24 protein-coding genes (1 of these 24 cut by a window edge) are annotated in these 25,157 nt (G+C 73.9%); 12 read left to right on the forward strand and 12 right to left on the reverse strand.

From position 1 onward, the window contains the following. On the reverse strand, positions 1-2,410 hold the 5' portion of the coding sequence (lon, locus tag D476_RS0123165; protein ID WP_017626306.1) for an endopeptidase La. Its footprint begins 185 nt before the window's first position; the window shows 2,410 of its 2,595 coding nt (coding positions 1-2,410); the start codon lies at positions 2,408-2,410; the stop codon falls past the left edge of the window. Positions 2,411-2,756: 346 nt separating this feature from the next. Between lon and D476_RS0123170 the strand changes: the two genes are divergently transcribed. Genes D476_RS0123170 through D476_RS0123180 form a run of 3 tightly spaced genes read left to right on the forward strand, consistent with a single transcriptional unit; the run spans position 2,757 to position 6,143 of the window. Then, positions 2,757-4,160, forward strand: coding sequence for an ABC transporter substrate-binding protein (locus D476_RS0123170; protein ID WP_026123783.1), 1,404 nt, complete (start codon positions 2,757-2,759; stop codon positions 4,158-4,160). A gap of 16 nt (positions 4,161-4,176) precedes the next feature. Then, the gene (locus D476_RS0123175) at positions 4,177-5,157 is read left to right on the forward strand and encodes a carbohydrate ABC transporter permease (RefSeq protein WP_017626308.1); all 981 of its coding nucleotides are present in this window, start codon (positions 4,177-4,179) and stop codon (positions 5,155-5,157) included. Then, a complete protein-coding gene (locus D476_RS0123180) occupies positions 5,154-6,143 on the forward strand; it encodes a carbohydrate ABC transporter permease (RefSeq protein ID WP_017626309.1) in 990 nt (329 codons plus the stop codon). The genes D476_RS0123175 and D476_RS0123180 overlap by 4 nt, the downstream gene beginning before the upstream one ends. A 45-nt stretch (positions 6,144-6,188) precedes the next feature. Here the strand turns inward: D476_RS0123180 and D476_RS0123185 are convergent, their stop codons facing one another. Then, positions 6,189-6,851, reverse strand: coding sequence for a response regulator (locus tag D476_RS0123185; RefSeq protein WP_017626310.1), 663 nt, complete (start codon positions 6,849-6,851; stop codon positions 6,189-6,191). Next, complete coding sequence (locus tag D476_RS0123190; protein WP_017626311.1) at positions 6,848-8,143, reverse strand: sensor histidine kinase; 1,296 nt, start codon at positions 8,141-8,143, stop codon at positions 6,848-6,850. The genes D476_RS0123185 and D476_RS0123190 overlap by 4 nt, the downstream gene beginning before the upstream one ends. Positions 8,144-8,277: 134 nt before the next feature. Here D476_RS0123190 and D476_RS0123195 point away from each other — a divergent pair, with 134 nt between their 5' ends. The 3 genes from D476_RS0123195 (at position 8,278) to D476_RS0123205 (ending at position 10,136) form a co-directional block, all read left to right on the forward strand. Continuing rightward, on the forward strand, positions 8,278-8,601 hold the full coding sequence (locus D476_RS0123195; protein WP_017626312.1) for an SHOCT domain-containing protein: 324 nt from the start codon (positions 8,278-8,280) through the stop codon (positions 8,599-8,601). Beyond that, positions 8,598-9,149, forward strand: a complete 552-nt coding sequence (locus D476_RS0123200) for a hypothetical protein (protein WP_017626313.1) — start codon at positions 8,598-8,600, stop codon at positions 9,147-9,149. The genes D476_RS0123195 and D476_RS0123200 overlap by 4 nt, the downstream gene beginning before the upstream one ends. A gap of 366 nt (positions 9,150-9,515) precedes the next feature. Continuing rightward, positions 9,516-10,136: a hypothetical protein gene (locus D476_RS0123205; protein ID WP_017626314.1), complete on the forward strand. Its 621-nt coding sequence runs from the start codon at positions 9,516-9,518 to the stop codon at positions 10,134-10,136. Between the two features lie 42 nt (positions 10,137-10,178). Here the strand turns inward: D476_RS0123205 and D476_RS0123210 are convergent, their stop codons facing one another. The 5 genes from D476_RS0123210 to D476_RS0123230 are packed head-to-tail and all read right to left on the reverse strand — an operon-like array spanning position 10,179 to position 15,089. Further along, positions 10,179-11,045 (reverse strand): fructosamine kinase family protein, encoded by an 867-nt coding sequence (locus D476_RS0123210; RefSeq protein WP_017626315.1) that lies wholly within the window; start codon positions 11,043-11,045, stop codon positions 10,179-10,181. A 10-nt stretch (positions 11,046-11,055) separates the two neighbouring features. Next, positions 11,056-11,580 (reverse strand): low molecular weight protein-tyrosine-phosphatase, encoded by a 525-nt coding sequence (locus D476_RS0123215; RefSeq protein ID WP_017626316.1) that lies wholly within the window; start codon positions 11,578-11,580, stop codon positions 11,056-11,058. Positions 11,581-11,599: 19 nt separating this feature from the next. After that, complete coding sequence (locus D476_RS0123220) at positions 11,600-12,046, reverse strand: response regulator (protein WP_026123784.1); 447 nt, start codon at positions 12,044-12,046, stop codon at positions 11,600-11,602. A gap of 5 nt (positions 12,047-12,051) precedes the next feature. After that, complete coding sequence (locus D476_RS0123225; RefSeq protein ID WP_017626318.1) at positions 12,052-13,875, reverse strand: sensor histidine kinase; 1,824 nt, start codon at positions 13,873-13,875, stop codon at positions 12,052-12,054. Beyond that, the gene (locus tag D476_RS0123230; RefSeq protein ID WP_017626319.1) at positions 13,872-15,089 is read right to left on the reverse strand and encodes a PP2C family protein-serine/threonine phosphatase; all 1,218 of its coding nucleotides are present in this window, start codon (positions 15,087-15,089) and stop codon (positions 13,872-13,874) included. Before D476_RS0123230 ends, D476_RS0123225 begins: the two co-directional genes overlap by 4 nt. 371 nt (positions 15,090-15,460) lie before the next feature. Here D476_RS0123230 and D476_RS0123235 point away from each other — a divergent pair, with 371 nt between their 5' ends. From D476_RS0123235 to D476_RS0123245, 3 genes are all read left to right on the forward strand, one after another. Continuing rightward, positions 15,461-16,117, forward strand: a complete 657-nt coding sequence (locus D476_RS0123235) for a biliverdin-producing heme oxygenase (protein ID WP_017626320.1) — start codon at positions 15,461-15,463, stop codon at positions 16,115-16,117. 109 nt (positions 16,118-16,226) lie between these two features. Continuing rightward, positions 16,227-16,886, forward strand: a complete 660-nt coding sequence (locus D476_RS0123240) for a TetR/AcrR family transcriptional regulator (RefSeq protein WP_020380485.1) — start codon at positions 16,227-16,229, stop codon at positions 16,884-16,886. 103 nt (positions 16,887-16,989) lie between these two features. After that, positions 16,990-17,178, forward strand: a complete 189-nt coding sequence (locus tag D476_RS0123245) for a hypothetical protein (RefSeq protein WP_017626322.1) — start codon at positions 16,990-16,992, stop codon at positions 17,176-17,178. 140 nt (positions 17,179-17,318) lie between these two features. Here D476_RS0123245 and D476_RS0123250 read toward each other — a convergent pair whose 3' ends face one another. Beyond that, on the reverse strand, positions 17,319-18,245 hold the full coding sequence (locus D476_RS0123250; RefSeq protein ID WP_017626323.1) for a 3'-5' exonuclease: 927 nt from the start codon (positions 18,243-18,245) through the stop codon (positions 17,319-17,321). Positions 18,246-18,390: 145 nt separating this feature from the next. On the opposite strand from D476_RS0123250, the gene D476_RS0123255 reads away from it, so the two are divergent. Together D476_RS0123255 and D476_RS0123260 are read left to right on the forward strand one after the other, a co-directional pair. After that, positions 18,391-19,371 carry an asparaginase gene (locus tag D476_RS0123255; RefSeq protein ID WP_017626324.1) on the forward strand — a complete coding sequence of 327 codons (981 nt, stop codon included), beginning with the start codon at positions 18,391-18,393 and terminating at the stop codon, positions 19,369-19,371. Between the two features lie 256 nt (positions 19,372-19,627). After that, positions 19,628-20,833 (forward strand): NAD(P)/FAD-dependent oxidoreductase, encoded by a 1,206-nt coding sequence (locus tag D476_RS0123260; RefSeq protein WP_026123787.1) that lies wholly within the window; start codon positions 19,628-19,630, stop codon positions 20,831-20,833. A 258-nt stretch (positions 20,834-21,091) separates the two neighbouring features. Here D476_RS0123260 and D476_RS0123265 read toward each other — a convergent pair whose 3' ends face one another. The 3 genes from D476_RS0123265 to D476_RS0123275 all read right to left on the reverse strand — a co-directional run bounded on the left by D476_RS0123265 (position 21,092) and on the right by D476_RS0123275 (position 23,309). Continuing rightward, positions 21,092-21,283, reverse strand: coding sequence for a ferredoxin (locus D476_RS0123265; protein WP_017626326.1), 192 nt, complete (start codon positions 21,281-21,283; stop codon positions 21,092-21,094). Positions 21,284-21,399: 116 nt separating this feature from the next. Continuing rightward, positions 21,400-22,365, reverse strand: coding sequence for a prolyl aminopeptidase (gene pip, locus D476_RS0123270; RefSeq protein WP_026123788.1), 966 nt, complete (start codon positions 22,363-22,365; stop codon positions 21,400-21,402). A gap of 29 nt (positions 22,366-22,394) precedes the next feature. Then, on the reverse strand, positions 22,395-23,309 hold the full coding sequence (locus tag D476_RS0123275) for a DUF4429 domain-containing protein (protein ID WP_026123789.1): 915 nt from the start codon (positions 23,307-23,309) through the stop codon (positions 22,395-22,397). Between the two features lie 121 nt (positions 23,310-23,430). Here D476_RS0123275 and D476_RS0123280 point away from each other — a divergent pair, with 121 nt between their 5' ends. Then, positions 23,431-25,134 (forward strand): AMP-binding protein, encoded by a 1,704-nt coding sequence (locus D476_RS0123280; protein WP_017626329.1) that lies wholly within the window; start codon positions 23,431-23,433, stop codon positions 25,132-25,134. The last annotated feature ends 23 nt before the right edge of the window (positions 25,135-25,157 follow it).

Genomic DNA, 25,157 nt, shown 5'->3' on the forward strand with positions numbered 1-25,157 from the left:
ACGCCGCCACGGCCTCGGTGCTGTGGGCCGGGCTCAGGGCCAGGTCCAGCACCTCGCGCACGTCGGCCACCGGGTGCACCTCCAGCTCTTCCAGGACGTCGTCGGGCACGTCGTCCAGGTCGGGCGCGTTCCGGGCCGGGATCAGCACGGTGGTGATGCCCGCCCGGTGCGCGGCCAGCAGCTTCTGCTTCACCCCGCCGATGGGCAGCACACGCCCGGTCAGCGACACCTCGCCGGTCATGGCCACGTCGGAGCGGGCCGGGCGGCCGGAGAGCAGCGAGGCCAGTGCCGTGGTCATGGTCACCCCGGCGCTGGGGCCGTCCTTGGGGATGGCCCCCGCCGGGACGTGGACGTGCACGCCGCGGTCCTTGAGGTCGCCCACCGGCAGTTCCAGCTCCGCGCCGCGCGAGCGCAGGTAGGACAGGGCGATCTGGGCGGACTCCTTCATCACGTCGCCGAGCTGCCCGGTGAGGGTGACCCCGCCCGCCCCCGACTCGGGGTCGGCCAGGGAGGCCTCCACGAACAGCACGTCCCCGCCCGCGCCGGTGACGGCCAGGCCGGTGGCGACCCCCGGGACGGAGGTGCGCTCGGCCGACTCCGGGGTGTGCCGGGGCCGCCCGAGGTAGCCGGTCAGGTCGTCGGCGCCGACGGTCACCGGGAGGTGCTCGCCCTCCAGCGCCTCCTGCGCGGCGACCTTGCGCAGCACCCGGGCGATGGACCGCTCCAGGCCGCGCACCCCCGCCTCGCGGGTGTACTCGGCGGCCAGGCGGCGCAGCGCCCCGTCGTCGAAGGCCACCTCGCCCGCGTCCAGCCCGGCCTTGTCGAGCTGCCGGGGCAGCAGGTGGTCGCGGGCGATGGAGACCTTCTCCCGCTCGGTGTAGCCGTCCAGCTCCACCAGTTCCATCCGGTCCAGCAGCGGCCCGGGGATGGTCTCCAGGCTGTTGGCGGTGGCCAGGAAGACCACGTCCGACAGGTCGAGGTCGACCTCCAGGTAGTGGTCGCGGAAGGTGTGGTTCTGCGCCGGGTCCAGCACCTCCAGCAGGGCCGAGGTGGGGTCGCCGCGGAAGTCGGCGCCGACCTTGTCGATCTCGTCCAGCAGCACCACCGGGTTCATCGACCCGGACTCGCGGATGGCCCGCACGATGCGGCCGGGCATGGCGCCCACGTAGGTGCGGCGGTGGCCGCGGATCTCGGCCTCGTCGCGTACGCCGCCCAGGGCCACCCGGGTGAAGGTGCGGCCCATGGCGCGGGCGACCGACTCGCCCAGCGAGGTCTTGCCGACCCCGGGCGGCCCGACCAGGGCCAGCACGGCGCCGCTGCGCCGCCCGCCGACCACGCCCAGGCCGCGCTCCTCGCGGCGCTTGCGCACCGCCAGGTACTCGGTGATGCGGTCCTTGACGTCGTCGAGGCCGGTGTGGTCGCCGTCCAGGACGCCGCGCGCCCCGGCGATGTCGTAGGAGTCGTCGGTGCGCTCGTTCCACGGCATGTCCAGGACCGTGTCGAGCCAGGTGCGGATCCACCCGGACTCGGGCGAGGAGTCCCCGGCGCGCTCCAGCTTGTCGACCTCCTCCAGGGCGGCCGTGCGCACGTGGTCGGGCAGGTCGGCGGCCTCGACCCGCTCGCGGTAGTCGTCCTCCTCGCTGCCGGGGCGGCCGTCCAGCTCGTTGAGCTCCTTGCGGATGGCCTCCATCTGGCGGCGCAGCAGGAACTCGCGCTGCTGCTTGTCGACGCCCTCCTGGACGTCCTTGTCGATGGTCTCGGCGACGTCGAGCTCGGCCAGCGCCTCGCGGGTCCACTCGGTCAGCAGGCGCAGCCGCTCGGCGACGTCGTAGGTCTCCAGCAGCCGCAGCTTCTGGTCGGTGGTCAGGAACGGCGAGTACCCGCCGCGGTCGGCCAGCCGGGCCGGGTCGTCGGTCTGCTGGATGGTGTCGATGGCCTGCCAGGCGCCCCGCTTCTGCAGGTAGGAGGCGGCCAGGCCCTTGTACTCGCGGGCCAGCTCGGTCACCTTGCCGGGGTGGCCGCCCTCGGGCGCCTCGTCGGCGTGGGTCTCGGCCGAGACCCACAGCGCCGCACCGGGGCCGGTGGTGCCGCTGCCGACGCGGGCGCGGGCGGTGCCGCGCAGCACGGCCGCGGGGTCGCCCTGGGGTGTGCGGCCGACCTGCTCGACGACGGCGACCGTGCCGGTCCCGGTGTGGGTTCCGTCGATGCGCGGAACGATGAGCACCCGCGGCTTGCTCTGGGAGCGGATACCGGGGACCTGGGCGCCGTCGTCGTGCCCGGCACGCGCGGCGTCGATGGCGGCGCGGACCTCGGAATCGGAGATGTCCACCGGCACGACCATGCCGGGGAGCACGACGTCGTCGTCGAGGGGGAGCACCGGCAGCGTGACGCCGGTCTGCGCTTCAGTCATCGGACCCTCCTTGTTGAGTCACTATCACTCAATAAACAAGAGTCCGGTTTTCTTCCCGGACAGGTGTTCGCCGTGAGCGATCACCCCGCGTCCGGGCCGGAGGCACCCCGGGCCCCGGCGTTCCTCCGACAACCCGCGGCCGCCGCACCCTCGTCCCGCCCCAGGGGGAACGAGGCGGGATGATCCGATCAATGTGACCCGAACCACACCCTTCCACCCCTTCTGACCTGCACCGTAACTGAACCGTTGCGGACGGGAACCGCCCGCGCTCTGGACATCGGCGCCCCTGGCGACTTGGATCGGTGGTCCCGGTCTATACCAGTTCCGGGCGTCCATGGAGGTGCGCATGGCCCCGACACCGACCCCGACGACGACGTCCCCGCCCGCGCGGCGCTCGCCCCCGGCCGCCGCACGGCGCCCCGCACGGGCGGCCGGAGCCGCCGTGCTGCCCCTCGTCCTGCTGGCCGCCGGATGCGGCTACCTCGCCGGGGAGCAGGGCGGCGGCGGGGCCGACCCCGGCTCCGCCGCCTGCGAGCCCTACGCCCAGTGGCAGGACATCGGCGGCACCGTGGAGATGTACGGCCCCATCCGCGACGATGAGGCCGAGCGGCTGCGGCAGGCCTGGCAGGAGTTCAGCGACTGCACCGGCATCGCCATCGACTACGAGGGCAGCGGCGAGTTCGAGGCGCAGATCCAGGTCAAGGTGGACGGCGGCAACGCCCCCGACATCGCGATCTTCCCCCAGCCCGGCCTGCTCGCCCGGTTCGTCGAGTCGGGCGACGCCCTGCCGCTGCCCGAGGGCGCCGCGGACCTGGCCCGGGAGGGCTGGACCGAGGACTGGCTCTCCTACGTGGAGCACGACGGCGAACTGTACGCCACCCCGCAGGCCTCCAACGTCAAGTCGCTGGTCTGGTACTCGCCCGCGGTGTTCGCGGAGAACGGCTATGAGACCCCGCAGACCTGGGACGAGATGACCGAGCTGTCCGACACCATGGCCGACGACGGGCTCAAGCCCTGGTGCGCCGGGATCGAGTCGGGCGAGGCCACCGGCTGGCCCGCCACCGACTGGCTGGAGAACGCGGTGCTGCGCGAGCACGGCCCCGAGGTCTACGACCAGTGGGTCGGGCACGAGATCCCGTTCGACGACCCGAAGATCGTGGAGTCGCTGGAGCGGGTCGACGGCATCCTGCGCAACCCCGACTACGTCAACGGCGGCCACGGCGGCGTCAAGTCCATCGCCACCACCTCCCAGCAGGACGCCGGGCTCCCGGTGAACGAGGGCGAGTGCGGCATGTACATGATGGGCTCCTTCTACGCCGCCAACTGGCCCGAGGACACCGACATCTCCGAGGACGGCGACATCTACGCCTTCAACCTGCCCGCCATCGACGAGGAGGTCGGCACCCCGATCGTCGGCGGCGGCGAGTTCGCCGCGGCCTTCACCGACCGGCCCGAGGTGGCGGCCGTGCAGGAGTACCTGGCCACCGTCGAGTTCGCGGACAGCCGCGCCTCCCTGGGCCGCTGGTTCTCCGCGCACCGGGACGCCGACCTGGAGCTGCTGGAGAACCCCATCGACCGGCTCTCCGCCGAGCTGCTGCGCGACCCCGAGGTGGTGTTCCGCTGGGACGGCGGCGACAACATGCCCGCCGCCGTCGGGTCGGGCACGTTCTGGCGCGGGATGACCGACTGGATCAACGGAAAGGGGACCGAGGAGACGCTCGCCTACATCGAGGACTCCTGGAGCGAGTAGAAAGAGCGCCGGCGCGATGGGTTTCGACGTCCTCTCCGAGCTGCCCAAGCTGCTCTGGCTGGTCATCGGTGTCGCGGGCTTCCTGGCGGTCTTCGGCGTGCTCCTCGTCGCCGTGGACCGTGGGCCCCGCACCCGCGCGGAGTGGTGGCAGGCGGCCTGCTTCCTCGGCCCGGCGGCCCTGCTCCTGCTGGTCGGCCTGGTCTACCCGGTGGTGCGCACCACCGTCCTGTCCTTCATGGACGGGCCCGGGCAGGCCTGGGTGGGGCTGCGCAACTACGTATGGATGTTCACCCGCCCCGAGATCCTGGTGGTGCTGCGCAACACCCTGCTGTGGGTGCTCGTCGCCCCGGTGCTGGCCACCGCCACCGGGCTGGTGTACGCGGTGCTGGTGGACCGCGCCCGCTACGAGTCGCTCGCCAAGTCGCTGCTGTTCATGCCGATGGCGATCTCCTTCGTCGGGGCGAGCATCATCTGGAAGTTCGTCTACGCCCACCGCCCGGCCGACTCCGACCAGATCGGGGTGCTCAACCAGGTCTGGACCATGCTGGGCGGCGAGCCCCGGCTGTGGCTGCTGGACCAGCCGCTGAACACCCTGCTGCTGATCGTGATCCTGATCTGGATCCAGGCGGGGTTCGCCATGGTCATCCTGTCCGCGGCGATCAAGGCGATCCCCACCGACATCATCGAGGCCGCGCGGATCGACGGGGTGTCGCCGCTGCAGCTGTTCTGGCGGGTCACCCTCCCGATGATCTGGCCGACCGTGGCGGTCGTGCTGATCACCATCTCGGTGCAGACCCTGAAGGTGTTCGACATCGTCCGCACCGTCACCGGCGGCCAGTTCTCCACCTCCGTCATCGCCAACGAGATGTACAACCAGGCGTTCCGCTACGGCGAGCTGGGGCAGGGCTCGGCGCTGGCGGTGTTCCTGTTCGTGCTGGTGGTCCCGCTCGTGCTGATCCAGATCCGCAGCACCCGGCGTACCAGGGAGGCCCAGTGACCCCGCCCCGCACGGATTCCGGCAGCGCCGCCCCCGACGGCCGCGCTCCCGATGGCCGCGCTCCCGCCCGGCGCGGCCCCGCCCAGGCCGCCCGGGTGCGCGCCCGGCTCTCCGGCGCGGTCGGCAGCGCGGCGGCGGTCGCCATCGCGGTGCTGTGGACGCTGCCCACCGCCGGGCTGCTCGTCTCCTCGTTCCGGCCCGAGGAGCAGATCAAGACCACCGGTTGGTGGACCGTCCCGTTCGACCCCCAGTTCACCCTGCGCAACTACGGCGACGTGCTCTTCGGCAGCTCCAGCGACGGGCGCCTGGCCAGCTACTTCGTCAACTCCTTCACCATCGCGGTACCGACGATGGTATTCGTGGTGCTGCTGGCGGCGCTGGCCGCCTACGCCCTGGCGTGGATGCGCTTCCCGGGCCGGGACTGGCTGTTCATCGGCGTGTTCGCGCTGCAGATCGTGCCGCTGCAGATGTCGCTGGTGCCGCTGCTGCGCCTGTTCTCCGACGGGGTGGCGATCGGTACCACCACCGTGCTTCCGCCGCTGGACCTGCCCGGCGCCTTCCAGTTCACCAACGTGTGGATCGCGCACACCATGTTCGGGCTGCCGCTGGGCATCTTCCTGATGCACAACTTCATCTCCCGGCTGCCCGCCGGCATCATCGAGGCGGCGCGCGCCGACGGCGCCGGGCACGGCACGATCTTCCGGCGCATCGTGCTGCCGCTGACCGTTCCGGCGCTGGTGTCGCTGGCCATCTTCCAGTTCCTGTGGGTGTGGAACGACCTGCTGGTGGCGCTGATCTTCGCGGGCGGCAGCATCGAGGTGGCACCGCTGACCGTGCGCCTGGCCGAACTGGCCGGGACCCGCGGCAACGAGTGGCAGCGGCTCACGGCGGGGGCGTTCGTGTCGATGGTGGTCCCGCTGCTGGTGTTCTTCTCCCTGCAGCGGTACTTCGCCCGGGGCCTGCTGGCCGGGAGCATGAAGGGGTAGGACCCCACCGCGCCCCGCCCCGCCCCGAGCGGGGCGGGGCCCGCCTCAGCGCACCAGCCCCGAGCGGTAGGCGATCACCACGAGCTGGGCCCGGTCGCGCGCGTGCAGCTTGACCATGGCCCGGCTGACGTGGGTGCGGGCGGTGGCCGGGCTGACGAACAGCCGCTCGGCGATCTCCCCGTTGCTCAGCCCCTCCCCCACCAGCGCGAGGACCTCCCGCTCCCGCTCGGTCAGGTTGCCCAGGTCGGGGCGCGGCCCCTCCCCCGAGGGGGAGCTGGAGGCGAAGGCCGAGATGACCCGGCGGGTGACCGAGGGCGACAGCAGCGACTCGCCCTCGGAGGCCAGCCTGATCGCGCGCAGCAGCTCCTCGGGCGGGCTGTCCTTGATCAGGAACCCCGCGGCGCCGGAGCGCAGCGCCTCGAACACGTACTCGTCCAGCTCGAAGGTGGTCAGCACCACCACGCGGGTGCCGGACAGCTCCGGGTCGGCGGCGATCTCCTTCAGCGCCCGGATGCCGTCCACGTCGGGCATGCGCACGTCCATCAGCAGCACGTCGGGGCGCTCCCTACGGGCCAGCTCGACCGCCTCCCGGCCGTCGGCGGCCTCCCCGGCCACCTCCAGGCCGTCCTCCTCCTCGATGAGCACGCGCAGCCCCATGCGCACCAGCGCCTGGTCGTCGGCCAGGGCCACCCGCACCGCCCCGCTCACCGGCCGCTCCGCGGTACGCCCGAGGGCAGCCGGGCGCGGACGGCGAACCCGCCGTCCGGGCGGGGCCCGGCGTGCAGGTTGCCGCCGACGGCCCGCGCGCGCTCGCGCATCCCCGCGATGCCGCTGCCCTCCCGGGGGCCCGGCCCCGCGATGCGCGGCCCGTCGTCCTCGATCTCCACCGCGACCTCCCCGCGCTCATAGGCGATCCGCACCGACGCGGACGCCCCCGGGGCGTGCCGCGCCACGTTGGTCAGCGCCTCCTGCACGATCCTGTAGGCGGCGTGGTCCACCGCGGCCGGAGGCACCGCCTGCTCCCCCTCAGTGTGCACCTCCACCGAGACACCGGCCGACCCCATCCCGGCGGCGAGCTCGCCGACCCGGTCGAGCCCGGGCAGCGGCGCCCGGTCCCCGCCATCCCCGGCCACAGCGTCGGCGGCGGCGCCCTCGCGGAACACCGCCAGGGTGCCGCGCAGCTCCTCCAGGGCGTCCTTGCTGGTGCGGCGGATCGCGTCCAGCGACTCGTGGGCCCGGTCGGGGCGCTTGTCGAGCACGTGCATGGCGACCCCGGCCTGCATGTTGATCACCGAGAGGCTGTGCCCGACGACGTCGTGCACCTCGCGGGCGATGCGCAGCCGCTCCTCGTACACCGAGCGGCGCAGCGCCTGATCGTGTTCGCGGCGGCGGCCCTCCCGGCGGCCCCGCATGGTCGCGCCCAGCGCGGCGGCCGCCACCATCATCGCCAGGTAGGGGATGGACAGCAGGTAGGTTCCGGCCTGCAGCAGCCCCGCGTACGGCTCGTCGAAACGGACGGCGAGCAGCACCGGCAGCCCGGCGGGGGTCCAGGGCAGCCACTCGCGCAGGGCCATGCGCGAGGCCATGGTGTACAGGTTGAGCAGCGTTCCGACGAGGATCGGGCCGTGGAAGCCGGCCGCGGCCACGAAGACCGCCGTCGCCGCCGCCGAGGCGGCGAACGCCGAGCGGGGCCAGACCCTGCGCAGCACGACGCAGGCGGCGGCGACGGCCACGCACACCAGCGGGAGCACGGGCAGGTCGAGGTCGGCGGCCCACGGCGGCGGCCCCGTGCCGGGACCGAGGCCCCCGGGCGGGCCGGGGGGACCGGGCGGGCCGGGCGGACCGTTCCCGGGTCCGCGCTGCCAGCCGCCGGAGGCCTTGGCGACCAGCGTCGCCGCCCCGACCGCCGCCAGCACCAGCCCCAGCGGAACGTCGAGGGCGAGCTTGCGCCAGGTGCCGGGGCCGAAAGCGGCGCGGAGGCGTTCGCGGAAGGACGTCACACCGGTGACGTTAGCCCGCACCGGCCGCGGCGGTCATCGGCCGCCGTGCGTAGAGCGCGTCGTCCCGGCTGCGTAGACGCGATGACGCGTGCCGGGCGACGACCGCGACGCGCGGGCGGGGGGAGCGTGGAGCCATGAACACGATCGCCGTCATCTCAGCCGCCGCGGCCCACGGCCCGCCCTGGGCCGGGTCGCCGCCGCCGTTCGCCCCGTTCATCGGAGTCGCCATGTTCTTCCTGCTCCTGCTGCTCACCGCGTTCGCCGTCCTCCTGCTGATGCGCTCCAGGGGCCACCGCCCGCCGTGGGCCGGTGCCGCCCCCGAGCCGCCCGAGACCGCCGCCCGCCGGGTGCTGGCCGAGCGGTTCGCCAAGGGCGACATCACCGTCGAGGAGTTCATGGAGCGCGCGAGCGCCCTCAACTGGAGCCCGGGCCAGAGCACCAAGAAGGGGCGGACGTGACCGCTCCGGCGCCCGCCGCCCGGCCGTCGGGCGCCGTGCGCGCCCGGCGGCTGCCGCCCGGCTGGCGCAAGGCGGCGCTCAGCCTGCACGTGATCGCCTCCGTGGGCTGGCTCGGGGTGCACGGGAGCATGCTGGCGCTGGCGGGTGCGGCCGCCGCCGACCCGGGCGTGCGCGCCGAGGCCCTGGGCGCGGCCGGGCTGCTGTCGGGGATGCTGGTGCTCCCGCTGAGCCTGACCGCCGCGGCCACCGGGCTGGTGCTGGCGCTGGGCACGCCCCGGGGGCTGTTCCGGCACACGTGGGTGGCGGCCAAGCTGGTGCTGACGCTGCTCCTGGTGGCGGGCTCCAACCTGAGCATCGGGCCGATGGTCCGCGATCTGGCCGCCGACCCGGCCGCGGCGGGCGGGGCCGGGATGGCGCAGGCGGTGGGGGCGCTGTCGGTGTCGTTCACCGTGCTGCTGGCCACGGTGCTGCTGTCGACGGTGAAGCCCTTCGGACGCATCCGCGTCCCCGGCCGGGGGCGCACGGCGCTGCGGGCCGCCCGCGAATGATTCCGGATTCAACCGGCTCACCGAACGATACGGCGCGGAGGGGGCCGGATCCGGTCACTCCGTGTGTGAAGACGATCACCCGGCAATGGCGAGCCTGCGCCGGGTGACCTTCGCCTGCGCGCACTTTGCGCAGCTCAGGAGCATCGCCCCCCCACACGCCCCCCGTTTCCCTTCCACCCCCTCCAGGGCGCGCGGCCGCCCCGCCCTCGTTAAGGTCGCGGCCGGGGCGCGGCGCACGTAGTGCGCAAAGCGACCAGGGCCCACCGCCGGGGTACAGGATCGGGGCCGTTCCGAGACCCGGCGCCCAACCGATCCGACACCGCCCTGAGCGAACAAGAGCCGCGAACGGAAGAGGACTCCTGACCCATGTCCGGCACCCAGAAGAAGAGTTTCCGCGAAGAGATGAAGGCCGCCGCGGCGGCCGCACCCCAGTGGGACCACTTCCACAGGCGCGTCAAGATCAACACGGTCGCGATGGGAGCCCTCGGAGTATTCGCCACCGTCCTCCTGGGCGCAATGTTCTCCGACGGGTACGAGCACTGGAGCTCGGGGGCCTGGACCGCGGTCGCGGCCGTACCGGTCGCCTTCGTTCTCGGTTTCCTGGGCTACCGGGTGTCCGCAGTGGTCGTCCTCCTCGACAAGCCCAAGCGTGTGTTCCGGATCTCCAACGGCTTCAACAACACGGTCGACGTGCCCCTCACCGCCATCGCCTACATGGGCAAGGCGGAGTTCACGATGAAGCACATGTTCCGCCTCACCCGGCTGCGCCTGCTCAATGAGACGGGGCCGGGGATCGAGATCGTCAGCCGCGACGGCAAGTACATCACCGTCCGCACGGACAGGGCCGACGAGATCATCCAGGCCGCGGTCCGGTCCGGCCTGAACCGCGCCGCCCTTCAGGTCCCTTTCCCCGAGAACGCGGTCGACGGGAAGTGGCGGGACACGCAGCGCGAGCAGCGCCCCGTGCCAGGCCGCCCGGCCGTGTGACGGGGCCCGGCGCGCGGGAGGGGGCGATCCGAGGAACCCGCCCTAGCCGTGCAGTGCCGCGCGGGCGGCCTCCATGGTGGTCGTCCGGTAGGCGGCCCCGAACAGGCTGACGTGCACCAGCAGGGGGTAGAGCTGGTGCAGGGCGATCCGCCCGCGCCACCCGGCCGCCAGGGGGGCCGCCTCGTTGTAGGCGTCCCGGACCCGGTCCAGGTGGGGCAGGCCGAACAGGGCCAGCATGGCCAGGTCGCCCTCGCGGTGCCCGCCGTGCGCCGAGGGGTCGACCACACAGGCACCGTCGTCCTGCCAGATGACGTTGCCGCTCCACAGGTCGCCGTGCACCCGGGCGGGCGGCTCCGGCTCCCCGGCCAGGTCCTCCACCTGGTCGACGACCTTCTCCACGATCCGCACGTCGGCGGGGGTGAGCGCCCCCCGGTCGGCGGCGCGGCGCAGGAACGGCTCCAGGCGGCGCCGCGCGTAGAACTCCGGCCAGGCGGCGTCGCGGGTGTTGTCCAGCGGCAGCGGGCCGATGTAGCCGTCCCGGTCGGCGCCGAAGCCCTCGGCCCCGGCCAGGTGCATGGAGGCCAGCTGGTGGCCGAAGCGCTCGGCCGCCTCGGGCGTCGGCGGGCGCTCGTCGACCCAGTGCAGGACCAGGGTGCGCGCGTCCCAGCCCGCGACCTCGGCGGCGGGCGAGCCGAAGGCCCGCCCCAGCCACGCCAGCCCCAGCGCCTCGGACTCGAAGAGCCCGGGGAACCCGTCGCCGCCCCCGTCCCCGTCGGGCAGGGCCTTGACGAACAGCCGACCGCCGTCGGCGGTCTCGGCCCGGTAGGTCTGCCAGGCGTGCGAGCGGCCCAGCGGGACCGCGCGGACCGCCTCCCGCCCGGTCAGCTCCCGGACCCGGTCGGTGAGCACGCCGCCCCCTCTACCGTGCGCGGGCGTCGCCGAGCAGCGCCGCCAGCTCGCCGGTGAGCCCCTTGGCGGCGGCCTCGACCATGGTCAGCACGGCGGTGAAGCCGTCCTCGCCGCCGTAGTAGGGGTCGGGGACCTCCGGGTGCGGCCCGGTCCCCGGGGCGAAGGAGCGGAACAGCGCCAGGCGCTCCCGCGCCTGTTCGTCCGGCGCCTCGCGGACCAGCTCGTCGAGGTTGTCGGTGTCCATGGCCAGCACCAGGTCGAACTCGTCGAAGCGGCGCGGGTCGAAGCGCCGGGCGGTGTGGCCGGTGGGGTAGCCGTGCACCCGCAGCGTGGCCGCGGCGCGCTCGTCCATCCCCGACCCGATGTGCCAGCTCCCGGTGCCCGCGCTCTCCACCTCGACCCGGTCGGCGAGGCCCGCCCGTTCCAGGTCGGCGGTGAGCACCTTCTCGGCCATGGGAGAGCGGCAGATGTTGCCGAGGCACACCACGCTGATGCGGTAGGGCCCGGCGGTGCGGCGCGGTTCGGGCAAGCTCATGGCACCACCGTATTGCAGATCAGCCCTTGGGCAGCCGCACCACGGTGACGAAGAAGTCATCGATCTGCCGGACCACCTGGATGAACTGCTCGAAGTCGACCGGTTTGGCCACATAGGCGTTGGCGTGCAGCCGGTAGCTGCGCAGGATGTCCTCCTCGGCCTCGGAGGTGGTCAGCACGACGATCGGGATGTGGGCGAGCGACTCGTCGCCCTTGACCTCCTCCAGCACCTCCCGGCCGTCCTTGCGGGGCAGGTTGAGGTCGAGCAGGATCAGGTGCGGGCGCGGCGCGTCGGCGAACTCGCCCTCGCGGCGCAGGAACCGCAGGGCCTCCACCCCGTCGGAGACGACGTGCAGGCGGTTGCCCACCTTGTGCTCCTCGAACGCCTCCTTGGTCATGAGGACGTCGCCGGGGTCGTCTTCGACCAGCAGCACCTCTATGGGTTGCACCAAAGTGACCTCGCTCATCGTCTTCAGCCCTCGTCCCCGTCGCGGCCGCCGGTCCGGGAGGGGGCGCCCCCCGCGTCCGGTCCGCCGCCCTCCCCGCCGTCGGGCGCACCGCCCTCGGGCTCCGGTCCGGCGGGCCGTTCCCCGCCGGGTGCGTGCGCGCCGGACGCGCGTACGCGGCCGTCGGCGTCCTCGCCGCCGGACGGTCCGTCGGCGGCCCCGGCCGCCTCGACGCCCTCGGTGTCCTCGCTGTTCTCGCTGTCCTCGGGGTCCTCGCCGCCTTCGGCACCCTCGGCGCCCTCGGCGGCCGCGCCGTCGGCGGCCTCCTCCGGCACCGCGGGCAGGGACCAGCATATGCGGGTGCCCGGTTCACCGTCGCGGGGGTCCAGCCAGATCCGGCCGCCGTGGAACTCGATGATCTTCTTGCACATGGCCAGGCCGATCCCGGTGCCGCCGTACTTGTCCCGAGTGTGCAGGCGCTGGAAGATCACGAAGATGCGCTCGGCGTACTGCGGGTCGATGCCGATGCCGTTGTCGGCGCAGCAGAAGACCCACTCGTCGCCCTCGCGGCGGACGCTGATGTCCACCCGGGCGTCGTTCTCCCCGCGGAACTTCACCGCGTTGCCCACCAGGTTGAAGAACACCTGGGTGAGCAGGGTGCGGTCGCCCTCGACGGTGGGCAGGTCCTGGCCGGTGACCACCGCCCCGGCCTCGTCCAGCCGGGTCTCCAGGCTGTTGAGGGCGTCCTCCAGGGCCTGGTCGAGGTCGACCGGCGCGAAGTTCTTGGTGCGGCCCACGCGGGAGAACGCCAGCAGGTCGTTGATGAGGGTCTGCATGCGCTTGGCGCCCTCGACCGCGAAGTCGATGTAGGAGTCGGCGCGCTCGTCGAGCTGCCCCTTGTAGCGGCGCTGCAGCAGCTGGCAGAAGCTGGCCACCTTGCGCAGCGGCTCCTGCAGGTCGTGCGAGGCGACGTAGGCGAACTGCTCCAGCTCCATGTTGGACCGGCGCAGCTCGTCGGCCTGGTGCTCCAGCAGTTCGGACTGCTCCAGGAGCTTGCGCCGGGCCGCGCCCACCTCGTGCAGGTCGCTGACGATGCGCTCGCGCATGGCGTCGACGTCGCGGCCCACTCGGGTGATCTCCGGCGGGCCGTGCAGTTCGATGCGGTGGGCGTAGTACCCCTCGGAGACCTGCTGCAGGTGCCCGGCGAGCTCGTCGAGCGGGCGCAGCACCCAGTGCTGCAGCATCACCCACAGGAACACCGACAGCATGACCACCACGAAGCCGACCAGCACCAGCAGCGCCACCACCTGCTGGGTGGCGAAGCTCAGCCCGGTGCGGGCCTGGGAGATCTCGTCGTCGATGCGCCGCTCGGCCTCGTCGGCCGCGTCCCGCAGCGCGGAGAAGCGCTGGCGCCCCAGCTCGAAGTCGCCGCCGGTGACCTCCTCGCCGGTGCGCACCTTCTCCAGGGTGGGCGCGGCGAAGTCGTCGTCCCAGGCGCGCCCGGCGGCCAGCACCTCGTTGAGCGCGTTCTTGATCTCCTCGTTGTCCCCGGCGACGTTCTCCAGCGTCGCCTCGTTCTCCCGGACGGTGTTGCGCCCCTGCTGGTAGGGGCTGAGGAAGTCCTCGCTGCCGGTGAGGGCGTAGCCGCGCAGGCCGTTGTCCATGTTCAGGTAGCCGGACCTGATCTGCTGCACGGCGGTCAGGGCCGGGGCCAGCTCGTCGACCTGGCGGTCGAGCGAGTCGCGCGCGGTGAACGCGGCGAAGGTGATGAACGAGACGGCCGCGACCAGCAGCGCGGCGACGAGGGCGAGGAGGACGGTGACCCGCCTCCTCAGCGTCCAGGGTTTCACCGGGTGCTCCCATGGGTGACCAGCAGCATGGCCACGTCGTCCTGCAGCGGGCCGCCGTTGTGCCGCTCGGCCTCGTCGACGACCCGCTCGGGCACGTCGACCACGGAGGTCCCCGCCTCCAGCAGGCCGGACAGGATGCGGCGCAGCCCGGCGACCTCCAGGCGCGCGGGCGGGCCGCCGTCGTAGGCGTCGACGAGGCCGTCGGTGTAGAGCATCAGGGTGGCCCCGCGCGGCAGGGCGAACTCCTCCACCTCGGTCTCGGACTCGGGGAAGACCCCCAGCGGCGGGTGCGGGGAGGCCTCCACCTCGGCGACCTTGCCGTCGGTGATGACCAGCGGCGGCGGGTGGCCGAACTGCCGGATGCGGGCGCTCTCGGCCCCGGTGTCCAGGCTGACCTGGCACAGGGTGGCGTACATCTCCTCCTGGGTGCGCTCGCTGATGAGGATCTGCTCCAGCGAGGGCAGCAGGCGCCGCTCGTCCACGCCCCCCATGACCAGGGCGCGCCAGGCGATGCGCAGCTGCACGCCCAGGGCGGCCTCGTCGGGGCCGTGCCCGCTGACGTCGCCGACGATGACGTGGGTGGTGCCGTCCTTCTCGACGGCGTCGTAGAAGTCGCCGCCGACCAGGGCGCGCTTGCGGCCGGGCCGGTAGAAGGTGCGGTGCGACAGGGGCGAGGCGTCCAGCAGCACCTGCGGGAGCAGGCCGCGCTCCAGGCGCATGTTCTCGCGGGCGTACAGCTCGGCCTCGCGGAGCTGGCGGGCGTTCTCGTCGGCGCGCTGGCGCTCGACCGAGTAGCGCAGGCTGCGCGCCAGCAGGGAGCCGTCGACCTGGCCCTTGACCAGGTAGTCCTGGGCGCCCGCGGCGACCGAGGCCACGCCCTCGTGCTCGTCGTCCAGGCCGGTGAGCACGACCACGGCGGCCGAGCCGGCGAGGTCGAGCACCTTGCGCAGCAGCGGCATGCCGTCGGCGTCGGGCAGGTTGAGGTCGAGCAGCACGCAGCCGCGGAAGGAGGACAGGGCGCTGCGCGCCTCGGCGTAGGTGCGCACCCAGGTGATGCGGCACTCCAGGTCGGTGTCGGCGAGCAGCTCCTCGACCAGGAAGGCGTCCTGGGCGTCGTCCTCGACCAGCAGGACGTCGACCGAGGCGACCGCCGGCGCCGAGGCGGCGGCTTCGGCGCCGGCCGGCCCCGCGGGTTCGGATCGCGTCACGGTCACTGCCCCAAGTCCTGATTCGCTGGCATTCTCTGCCGCCCCTCGTCGCGGCAGACAAACGATAGTGTCACCGCCTCGCGGGCCGCCACTGCACGTGCTAACGCACGGTCGGGCGCCGGTCGTTCCCCGGCCCCGCACCCGACAGGTCCGTTTCCTCCTGTTTCGCCAGGTCTGCACCGCCGTCCCGGGCAAGGATACCGGCCGCGGCCCACCCCGCGCCCCGCACCGCGGCCACGCGTGACCGGGGCGCCTGAGAATCCGCCGAGACTTATACGACAGTGCGTCGTATCGGTCTTGACACCCGTCGCCATCATGCTGACAAGATGTCATCAAACGGGGCGGGCCGACCGGCCCCGCCGCGGGAAGGGAGACCGATGGTGGAGGACGGGCGCTTCTCCGAACAGCTCAAGGCCGCCACCTGGCAGGCGCACGGCGAGGCCGAGGGGCACGGGTTCACCCGGGCGCTGCTCGACGGGGCGCTGCCGGTCGACGGCTATGCCGCGATGACCGCCCAGCACTACTTCGCCTACGCCGCCCTGGAGGAGGTCGGCCGGGCCCTGGCCGACGACCCCCTGGCCGGGCCGTTCGTCGACCCGGCGCTGTTCCGCGTGCCCGCCCTGGAGCGCGACCTGGAGGCCCTGCACGGCCCGGACTGGGCGCGGCACGTCTCCCCCACCCCGCCCACCGCCACCTACGCCGCCCGCATCCGGCAGATGGCCGACGACCCGGCCGGGTACGTGGCCCACCACTACACCCGCTACATGGGCGACGTCTCCGGCGGCCAGTTCATCGGCAAGGCGGCGGCACGGGCCTACGGGTTCTCCGGCACCGCGGGGACGGCGTTCTACGACTTCTCCGCGCTCGGCAGCCTGCCGCGGTTCAAGGAGGCCTACCGGGCCCGCCTGGACGCCCTGGACCTGGACGAGACCGCGCGGCGGGCGATGATCCGCGAGACCGGCCTGGCCTACCAGCTCAACACGGAGGTCCTGGCCGACCTCGGACGCCGCCACGCGTCCGGCGCGGCCGCCTGAGCGGCCGCACAGGGCACCGGGCGGCGGGGACGGCGCCGCCCGGCGCCCTGCCGCCCCCCGCCCGTCCGTCCCCGCCCGCACCGGCCGCCGCCGTGCGACCATGGGGGGCATGCCCAAGATCTCCGCGCCGACCATCGCCGCCCACCGGGCCCAGACGCGCGAACGTATCCTGGAGGCGGTCGCCGAGCTGACCCGGACCGCGGGCATCGACGACATCTCCATGACCGAGGTCGCCGCGCGGGCGGGCATCACCCGGACGGCCCTGTACAACTACTTCCCCGACAAGGCGGCGCTGCTGCTCGCCTTCGCCGACGAGGCCACCGCGGAGTTCATGGAGCGCTACCGGGCCGAGCTGCACGGCGTCCCGGAGCCCACCGACCGGCTGTCGGCCTTCGTCCGCCTCCAGCTGGAGGCCATCGCCGAGCACCCCCACCCCCCGGCCGCCGAACTCGGCGCCAGCCTGGGCCCGGACGCCTACCAGCGCCTGGCCGACCACGTGGAGCCCATGCAGCAGCTGCTCGAAGAGGTCCTGCGGCACGGGACCGACGAGGGCGCGTTCGCCGCGCAGCCGGTGGCGGCCACCGCCCGCCTGGTGCTGGCGATGATCGGGGCCCAGCGGGTGCCCATCCTGCGCGGGGAGACGTCGGTGGCGGAGGCGCACACCCTGGTGACCGCCTTCACACTGCGAGCGCTCGGCGCGGCCGGGTCCGGCCCGGACCGGACGGACGGCGCGAACGGGGCGAACGGAGCCACCGGGGACCGGCCCTAACCCCGGGGAACACCGCACCCCCCTCCCGCGGGAACCGCGGATACGCGACAATCGGGCACGCACACCGCCAGTCCCTCCCCTCCCCGAGAAGGCCTGCCCCGACGTGTCCCTCGTCCTCCTCCTCGTCGGCGCCGTGCTGGTCGCCGTCGCCATGAGCAACCGCGTGATCCGCCTCTACCCGGCCCTGGCCGTGCTCCCCGCACGGCTCACCGAGGCCGGGCGCGCCGCCCTCACCACGGTGGGCGGGAGCGCACTGATCATCGCCTTCTTCCTGGCCCTGTCGGGGGTCTGAGCCCCCGCTCCTCTCGGCCGGGGACCCCGCCCGAGACGGAGGGTGACGGCGACGCCGCCCTCGGTGATTCAATGCGGCTCGCACACAATCCCGCGCATCGTGCGGGGTGGTCCGGGCGCGCCCCGTGGACGGCCTCCGCCTCAGCGCAGCACGCGTAGCAGGGAGCGGGCCGCCCCCGCGGCGGCCGCGGCCCCGGCCAGGGCCGCAGCGCCCGCGACGGCCTCGCGGCGCAGGCCGCGCTCACGGGCGGCCTTCAGCGCGGCCGCGCGGTCGGTGTCGGTGAACGGGCCGCCGCACAGCTCCGGGGGAAGCTCCTGCGGGCGCCACCGGCGGGGCCACACCGTCGCCAGGGGGAGCGCCCCCTTGGGCGTGGTCCGGCTCTTCAGGCGCACCGGGCCGCCCCGCTCCGCACCCTGCCCTTCGAGCACCAGCTCACGCGGCGCGGGCCCGGTGTAGTAGAGCTCTCCCGGGGCCGTGTTCAGCATCTCGGCCAGGATGCGGGCGCACGCGCGCGCGTCGCCCAGGGCGGTGTGCTGGCCCGAGGGCCAGTGGCCGTTGAGCGCCAGGCTGGCCCGCGGCAGCGAGTACCGGTCCAGGTCGACCTGCGAGCGCAGCGCACGGAGCGTGCACAGCCCGGGGACCCCCTCGGGCAGCCCCGCCGGGACCAGCTCGGAGGCGAGGAACGCCGCCTCGAAGTCCAGGTTGTGCCCGGCCACCACGGCCCCCGAGAACAGCCCCGCCAGCTCCCCCGCCAGCGCGCCGACGCGCGGCGCCCCGGCGGCGTCCCCGTCGGTGATGCCGTGGAACTCGCGCCCCGCCATCGGGGCGCCCGGGTCGACGAGCGTGCTGAACTCGCGCAGCACCGTGCCGTCGCCCCGCATCCGCACCACGGCGACCTCGCACACGCGCGCACCGGAGGCGGGGTCCAGCCCGGTGGTCTCCACGTCGAGGACGGCGTACTCCAAGCCGCGCGCCGGAAGGGCGGACCCGCCCCGCGCACGGGTCAGCGCCCCGTGCGCGACGGCCTCGCGCGTGCGCGGGCGCCCTGCCCTCATCCACTCCAGCATGCGGTACGTCCTCCCCCGTCGAACCCGTAACGGCGCCCCGACCGGGGGCGCCGCGCCGCTGCCCGACCTTACGGCACACCTGCGACGGGTGCGGGAAGAGAGCCGCGGCGCATAACGTTGAGCCGTCTGTCCGATTTTGTCGCGAATGGAGGGCCTGGTGTCCCACCCGTCGTCCCCGCTGCCCGCGTACGTGCCGCTCGCCGAGGTCGTGCGCTCCGGATTCCGGGAGGGCGTGCACTACGGCGCCGTCATCGGCCTCACCGCGGACGGCGCCCCCGGGTACACACGCGGGCCGGTCGAGGCCCCCATGTTCCCCCGGTCGGCCGCCAAGCCCTTCCAGGCGCTGGCCGCGCTGCGCGCGGGGGCGCCGGTCTCCGGCCCCGAGCTGGCCGTCGCCGCGGGCAGCCACAGCGGCCAGGACATCCACACCGACACCGTCCGCAAGGTGCTCGCCGACGCCGGGCTCACCCCCGACGACCTGCGCTGCCCGGTCGACTGGCCGATGGGGCGGAGGTTCCGCGCCGCGCTGCTGCGCTCCGGCGGGGAGCCGGACCGGCTGCTGATGAACTGCTCGGGCAAGCACGCCGCCATGCTCGCCGCCTGCGCCGCCCAGGGCTGGAGCACCGCCGACTACCTGGACCCCGCCCACCCGCTGCAGGTGCTGGTGCGCGAGACCATCGAGGAGGTGTGCGGCGAACCGGTCGCGCACACCGCCGTGGACGGCTGCGGCGCCCCGCAGATGGCCGTCTCCCTGCAGGGGCTGGCACGCGGCATCCGCACCATGGCCCTGGCCCCGGAGGGCACCCCCGAGGCGGCCGTCGTCGCCGCCATGCGCGCCCACCCGGAGTACGTGGCCGGTGAGGGCCGCGTCGACACCCGCATCATGCGCGACCTGCCCGGCACGGTCTCCAAGATCGGCGCCGAGGGCGTCATCGTGCTCGCCGACACCGACGGGCGCACGGTCGCGGTCAAGATCTCCGACGGCGACCCCGAGACCCGCGCCCGCGCCATGGTCGGGCTCACCGCACTGCGGGAGCTGGGCGCCGACGTCTCCCCCGTCGCCGACCTGCTCAGCGTGGACCTGCTCGGCGGCGGCGAGCCGGTCGGCGCGATCCGGCCGCTCTAGGGGGCATTGCGTCGATCACGGCCTACTGCGCGGCGACCGGGCACGCCCCTCGCCGCGTTCTCATCGGTCGACAGCCTGCTGACCGACTCTCCCACCGGCCTTGCGATGGACATGACACCGCCAGTGCCGTCTACGGCCATGACCCACGCACCACCCCCTGGCGGCCCCCGCCCCCCCGGCCCGGGCCACCGGCGCGCGCCTATCGTGGAGGCGGGTCCCCGACCACCCCAGATTCCAGAGCGGAGCCATGGACAGCATGGACAACGTCGTCATCGCGGGCGCGGGAATGGCCGGCCTGCACGCCGCCGAATCCCTGCGCGAGGCCGGCTTCGAGGGCCGCATCACCCTCGTCGGAGCGGAGGACGAGCGCCCCTACTCCCGGCCGCCCCTGTCCAAGGAGGTGCTGACCGGCGTCGGCGACAGCGCCGGGGTGGCCCTGCGCGACGACGCGGCCTTCGACGCGCTCGGGCTCGACCTTCGGCTGGGACGCGCCGCCGCGCGGCTGCTGCCCGGGGAGCGGGCGGTGGAGCTGGACGACGGCGCCCGCGTGCAGGGCGACGGGGTGATCGTGGCGACCGGTGCGCGGGCCCGCCGCCCCGGGACGGACCTGGCCGGGGTGCACGTGCTGCGCACCCTGGCCGACGCCGAGGCGCTCCGGGCCGACCTGGGCAGATACGACCGCGTCGCCGTGGTCGGCGCCGGGTTCGTCGGGGCCGAGGTGGCGGCGAGTGCGCGGGCGCTCGGCCGGGAGGTCGTACTGGTCGAGGCGGCGCCGACCCCGCTCACCCGCGCGATCGACCCGCGCGTCGGGCGGGTCCTCACCGACCTGCACCGCGACAACGGCGTGGACGTCCGGCTGGGCACGGGGGTGTCCGGGTACGAGGGCGCGGGCGGGCGCGTGGAGCGCGTGCGCCTGGCCGACGGGTCGGCCGTGGAGGCGCCGCTGGTGGTCTGCGGCCTGGGCGTCGACCTCAACACCGAGTGGCTGGAGGGGTCGGGCGTCGCGCTGGCCGGCGGCGCCGGGGGCGTGGAGTGCGACGCGCTCGGGCGCACGTCGGTGCCGAACGTCTACGCCGCCGGGGACCTGGCGAACTTCCCGCACCCGCGCTACGGCGGCCGGATGCGGCTGGAGCACTGGACCAACGCCGGGGAGCAGGCGGGGGTGGCCGCGCGCAACCTGCTGGCCGGGGAGGGGGCCGCGGAGGAGTACACCCCGGTGCCCTACTTCTGGTCGGACCAGTACAAGCGGAAGATCCAGCTGCTGGGGCAGGCGGCTCCCGCCGACACGGTGGAGTTCGTGCACGGCTCACCCGAGGACCGCAAGTTCGTCGCCTTCTTCGGTCGGGAGGGGCTGCTCATCGGGGTGCTGGGGCTGAAGTCCACGCCGAAGACGATGCGCTACCGCCCGCTCCTGGCCGAGCGCACCACATGGAAGGACGCGCTGGCGGCGGCGGGCCGCTAGGGCGTGTTTCTTGGGTCGGGCCCTCCTGCACGGCGCCCGGGCCCGCCCCTCGCCGCGTTCTCATCGGTCGACGGCGCGCCCGGGCCGACTCCCCTGCTTTGAGGGGAACACCGCGGCCTTGCGATGGACATGACACCGCCATCGCCTTCTACGGACCCGACCCGAGAAGCGCGCCCTGGGACACGGCCCCGGTGCTCCCGGGCGGCGCGCCGCGGTGCCCGCCGCCCGGCCCGTCCTGCGGGTGCCGCCGGTCCGCCCCTAGTCCTCCAGGCTCAGCGCCTGCTTGGGGCACATCCGGACGGCCTCGTCCAGCTTGGGGCGGAGCTCCTCGGGGGGCTCCTCCTGGAGGATGTAGAGGTTGTCGTCGTCGCGGACCTCGAACACCTCGGGCAGGATGCCCATGCAGACGGCGTTGCTCTCGCAGAGGTCGTAGTCGACCTTGACCTTCATCGTGAGCCTCCTTGCGCGGATCGTGGTCCCGAGCCTAATCCGCACCCTCCGCCGCGCGCCGCCGCGGCCCCGGATCGCCCCCGGGGCCGCGTCAGGATCGCGTCAACGGGGCGGGGTCACGACGCGGCGAAGCGGTCGGTCGCCTCGACCAGTCGGTGCAGGATGCCGGGCTCGCTGAAGGCGTGGCCCGCGTCGTCGACGATGTGGAAGTCCGCTTCCGGCCACGCCTTGTGGAGGTCGAAGGCGGTCCGCGCCGGGGTGCACACGTCGTAGCGGCCCTGCACGATGACGCCGGGGATGCCGCGCAGCCGCCCGGCCCGCTCGATGAGCTGGCCGGGGGTGAAGAAGCCCTTGTTGGAGAAGTAGTGGTTCTCGATGCGGGCGAAGGCCAGTGCGTAGTCCTCCTCGGCGTGCTGGGCCCGCACCGCCTCGTTGGGCAGCAGCGTCACCGTGGACCCCTCCCACACGCTCCAGGCGCGGGCCGCTTCGAGGCGCACGGCGCGGTCGGGGTGGTTGAGCCGCCGCGCGTAGGCGGAGATGAGGTCGCCGCGCTCCTCCTCGGGGATCGGCGCCAGGTAGCCGTCCCACACGTCGGGGAAGATGTGGCTCGCGCCCTCCTGGTAGAACCACTTCAGCTCGTCGTCGCGCAGGGTGAAGATGCCGCGCAGCACCAGCCCGCTGACGCACTCGGGGTGCTCCTCGGCGTAGGCCAGGGCGAGCGCGCTGCCCCAGGAGCCGCCGAAGACCAGCCACTCCTGTGCGCCGATCATCTCGCGCAGCCGCTCCATGTCGGCCACCAGGTTCCAGGTGGTGTTGGCCTTCAGGTCCACGCCCATGCCGGAGGCGTGCGGGGTGCTGCGGCCGCAGTTGCGCTGGTCGAACAGGAGGACCTTGTAGCGCTCGGGGTCGAAGAGGCGCCGGTGGTCGGGGGCGCAGCCGCCGCCGGGGCCGCCGTGCAGGAACACCGCGGGCCTGCCGTCGGGGTTGCCGCACAGCTCCCAGTAGACGCTGTCGCCGCCGCCCACGTCGAGCATCCCGCTGTCGTAGGGCGCGATCGGGGGGTACAGGGTCCGCTGGGCCATCGGCGGGCGGCNCGGGTGCCGGCCGGGTGTCACAGGCGCTTCAGCAGCTCGGCCTTCTTCGCGGCGAACTCCTCCTCGGTGACGAGGCCGTCGTCGCGCAGGGCCGCCAGCTCGCGGATGCGCCGGGAGACCTCCTCGGGGGCGGGGCGCGCCCCGCTCTCCGGCGCGGGCGGCTCCGCCTCTTCAGAGGACTCCACCTCTCTACCACCGGCGGCGCCCGCCCCGTCCTCCCCGCCGCCCGGATGGGCGTTGACCACGGCGGCCAGGAGGCGCAGCTGCGCCATCTCGCGGCCGTCCTGGGTGGCGAGGGCGCAGGGGTCCCGGCGGATGTCGGCCACCCGGGCGGCGGAATCGCGCAGGACGAACCGCACACCCGCCCACGCTCCGGCGTCGGGACCGGTCCACTCGGCGCGGAGGATCCCGTCGCGGGGCAGGACGCGCCCTCCGGAGAGGCGCTTCTCCCGCCTGGCCAGGCGGCGCCACTCCAACCGGACCGTGCTCCCGTCGAAGACCGCGTCGCCCTCCGAGGTGGAGGCCCTGATCGGCGGGGCGGGGACCAGGGAGCGCGCCACGCCGGCCGGGTCCGAGGCCGGGTCGGCGGCGCGGGCCCCTTCGGCCAGGGCCCGCAGTTGATCGGCGTGGTACTCGGCGGTGAGCACCGAGTCCGCCGTCCCGGTGAGTGTGAAGGGGTCGCCCTTGTCGCCGCGGTCTCCGAGCATGCCCGCCGCGAAGGGGTCGGCGCCCTCGATCAGGCGGATCCGCAGGCGCCACCGCTTGCGCCCGGAGTCGGGGACGAACTCGACCCCCGCGATCGCCGCATAGGGGACGGAGCAGCCCCCGAGCTTGCGCAGCAGGCGGTGGACCCGCCACCGGTCCGCGAAGTCGATGCGGACCGCCTGCACGCCGAAGGTCCACTCTCCTTGCAAGCCCGTCAGATCGCTCACCGGACCGATCGTAGCCGCCCTCCCCCGCGGCGGCCCGTCCTCGGGCCCGGCGGTCCGGGACAGCAGGGACCCACAGCGGTTAGAGTGACAGCGCTCACACACCGGATGCGGAGGTCCCTCCATGTCGAACCCCGCCACCGCCGAGTTCCGGGCGGCGCGCGACCTGCTGCTGGAGCTCAGGGAGGACCGCGCCCAGGCGCACGCGCGCTTCTCCTGGCCCCGGCCCGACCACTTCAACTGGGCGCAGGACCACTTCGACCCGGCCGCCGAGGAGCATCCCGACCGGCTCGCCCTGTGGATCGTGGACGAAGACGGCTCCGAGACGCGGCTGACCTACCGGGAGATGGCCGAACGGAGCAGGCAGACCGCGAACTGGCTGCACAACCAGGGGGTGCACCGGGGCGACCGGGTGCTGGTGATGCTGGGCAACCAGGTCGAGCTGTGGGAGACCACGCTGGCCGCGATCCGCCTGGGCGCGGTGCTCATCCCCGCCACGCCGCTGCTGACCTCCGGCGACCTGGCCGACCGGATCGAGCGCGGCGGCGTGCGGCACGTGATCGCCAACGCCGCCGACACCCCCAAGTTCGAGGGGCTGGGCGGGCACTGGACCCGGATCAGCGTCGGCTACATGGAGGGCTGGCTGTCCTACACCGACTGCCGGCACGCCGCCCTGGACTTCGCGCCGGAGCACCGGACGGCGGCCGACGACCCGCTGCTGCTGTACTTCACCTCCGGCACCACCTCGGCGCCCAAGCTGGTGCAGCACACCCACCTGTCGTACCCGGCCGGGCACCTGTCCACCATGTACTGGGTGGGCATCCGCCCCGGCGACGTGCACCTGAACATCTCCTCGCCGGGGTGGGCCAAGCACGCCTACAGCAGCGTCTTCGCCCCGTGGAACGCCCAGGCCACCGTGCTGTCGGTGAACCAGTCCCGGTTCGACGCGGCCGAGCTGCTGGCGGCGGTGCGCCGGTGCGGGGTGGACACCTTCTGCGCCCCGCCGACCGTGTGGCGCATGCTCATCCAGGCCGACCTGGGGTCGGGCGAGGCGCCGGTGCGCGAGGCGGTGTCGGCCGGGGAGCCGCTCAACCCGGAGGTGATCGACCAGGTGCGCGCCGCCTGGGGGATCACCGTGCGCGACGGGTTCGGGCAGACCGAGACCACCGTGACCGTCGGCAACTCCCCCGGCCAACAGGTGTGGCCCGGGTCGATGGGGCTGCCGATGCCCGGCTACGAGGTGGTGCTGGCCGACCCGGTCACCGGGGCCGACGGCGACCAGGGAGAGGTGTGCGTGTCGCTGCGGGACGCCCCGGTGGGGGTGATGGCCGGGTACGCCGACAGCCAGGAGCGCACCGCCGAGGTGATGCGCGACGGGCTGTACCACACCGGCGACGTGGCCTCCCGGGACGCCGAGGGGCACATCACCTACATCGGGCGGCGCGACGACGTCTTCAAGGCCTCCGACTACCGCATCTCCCCCTTCGAGCTGGAGAGCGTGCTGATCGAGCACGAGGCGGTCGCCGAGGCGGCGGTCGTGCCCTCCCCCGACCCGGTGCGGCTGGCGGTGCCCAAGGCGTTCGTCACCCTGGTGGCGGGGGCGGAGCCGGACGCCGACACCGCCTACTCGATCCTGGCGTTCTGCCGGGAGCGGCTGGCGCCGTACAAGCGGGTGCGGCGGCTGGAGTTCTCCGCGCTGCCCAAGACGGTCTCCGGCAAGATCCGCCGGGTGGAGCTGCGCACCGCCGAGCACGAGCGCGGCGCACCGGAGAAGGAGCGCAACCCCGGGGAGTTCTGGGAGGAGGACCTGCCCGGCCTGAAGGGGTGAGTCTCACCTGCTGAGCAGCCCCG

This window comes from Nocardiopsis chromatogenes YIM 90109 (assembly GCF_000341185.1).
Classification (GTDB): domain Bacteria; phylum Actinomycetota; class Actinomycetes; order Streptosporangiales; family Streptosporangiaceae; genus Nocardiopsis_A; species Nocardiopsis_A chromatogenes.

Excerpts from the sequence above, each read along its gene's own strand:
- D476_RS0123170 (WP_026123783.1), top strand. The coding sequence starts at position 2,757 with ATGGCCCCGACACCGACCCCGACGACGACGTCCCCGCCCGCGCGGCGC.
- D476_RS0123175 (WP_017626308.1), top strand. The coding sequence starts at position 4,177 with ATGGGTTTCGACGTCCTCTCCGAGCTGCCCAAGCTGCTCTGGCTGGTC.
- D476_RS0123195 (WP_017626312.1), top strand. The coding sequence starts at position 8,278 with ATGAACACGATCGCCGTCATCTCAGCCGCCGCGGCCCACGGCCCGCCC.
- D476_RS0123205 (WP_017626314.1), top strand. The coding sequence starts at position 9,516 with ATGTCCGGCACCCAGAAGAAGAGTTTCCGCGAAGAGATGAAGGCCGCC.
- D476_RS0123215 (WP_017626316.1), bottom strand. The coding sequence starts at position 11,580 with ATGAGCTTGCCCGAACCGCGCCGCACCGCCGGGCCCTACCGCATCAGC.
- D476_RS0123220 (WP_026123784.1), bottom strand. The coding sequence starts at position 12,046 with ATGAGCGAGGTCACTTTGGTGCAACCCATAGAGGTGCTGCTGGTCGAA.
- D476_RS0123235 (WP_017626320.1), top strand. The coding sequence starts at position 15,461 with ATGGTGGAGGACGGGCGCTTCTCCGAACAGCTCAAGGCCGCCACCTGG.
- D476_RS0123240 (WP_020380485.1), top strand. The coding sequence starts at position 16,227 with ATGCCCAAGATCTCCGCGCCGACCATCGCCGCCCACCGGGCCCAGACG.
- D476_RS0123250 (WP_017626323.1), bottom strand. The coding sequence starts at position 18,245 with ATGCTGGAGTGGATGAGGGCAGGGCGCCCGCGCACGCGCGAGGCCGTC.
- D476_RS0123255 (WP_017626324.1), top strand. The coding sequence starts at position 18,391 with ATGGAGGGCCTGGTGTCCCACCCGTCGTCCCCGCTGCCCGCGTACGTG.
- D476_RS0123260 (WP_026123787.1), top strand. The coding sequence starts at position 19,628 with ATGGACAACGTCGTCATCGCGGGCGCGGGAATGGCCGGCCTGCACGCC.
- D476_RS0123265 (WP_017626326.1), bottom strand. The coding sequence starts at position 21,283 with ATGAAGGTCAAGGTCGACTACGACCTCTGCGAGAGCAACGCCGTCTGC.
- pip (WP_026123788.1), bottom strand. The coding sequence starts at position 22,365 with ATGGCCCAGCGGACCCTGTACCCCCCGATCGCGCCCTACGACAGCGGG.
- D476_RS0123280 (WP_017626329.1), top strand. The coding sequence starts at position 23,431 with ATGTCGAACCCCGCCACCGCCGAGTTCCGGGCGGCGCGCGACCTGCTG.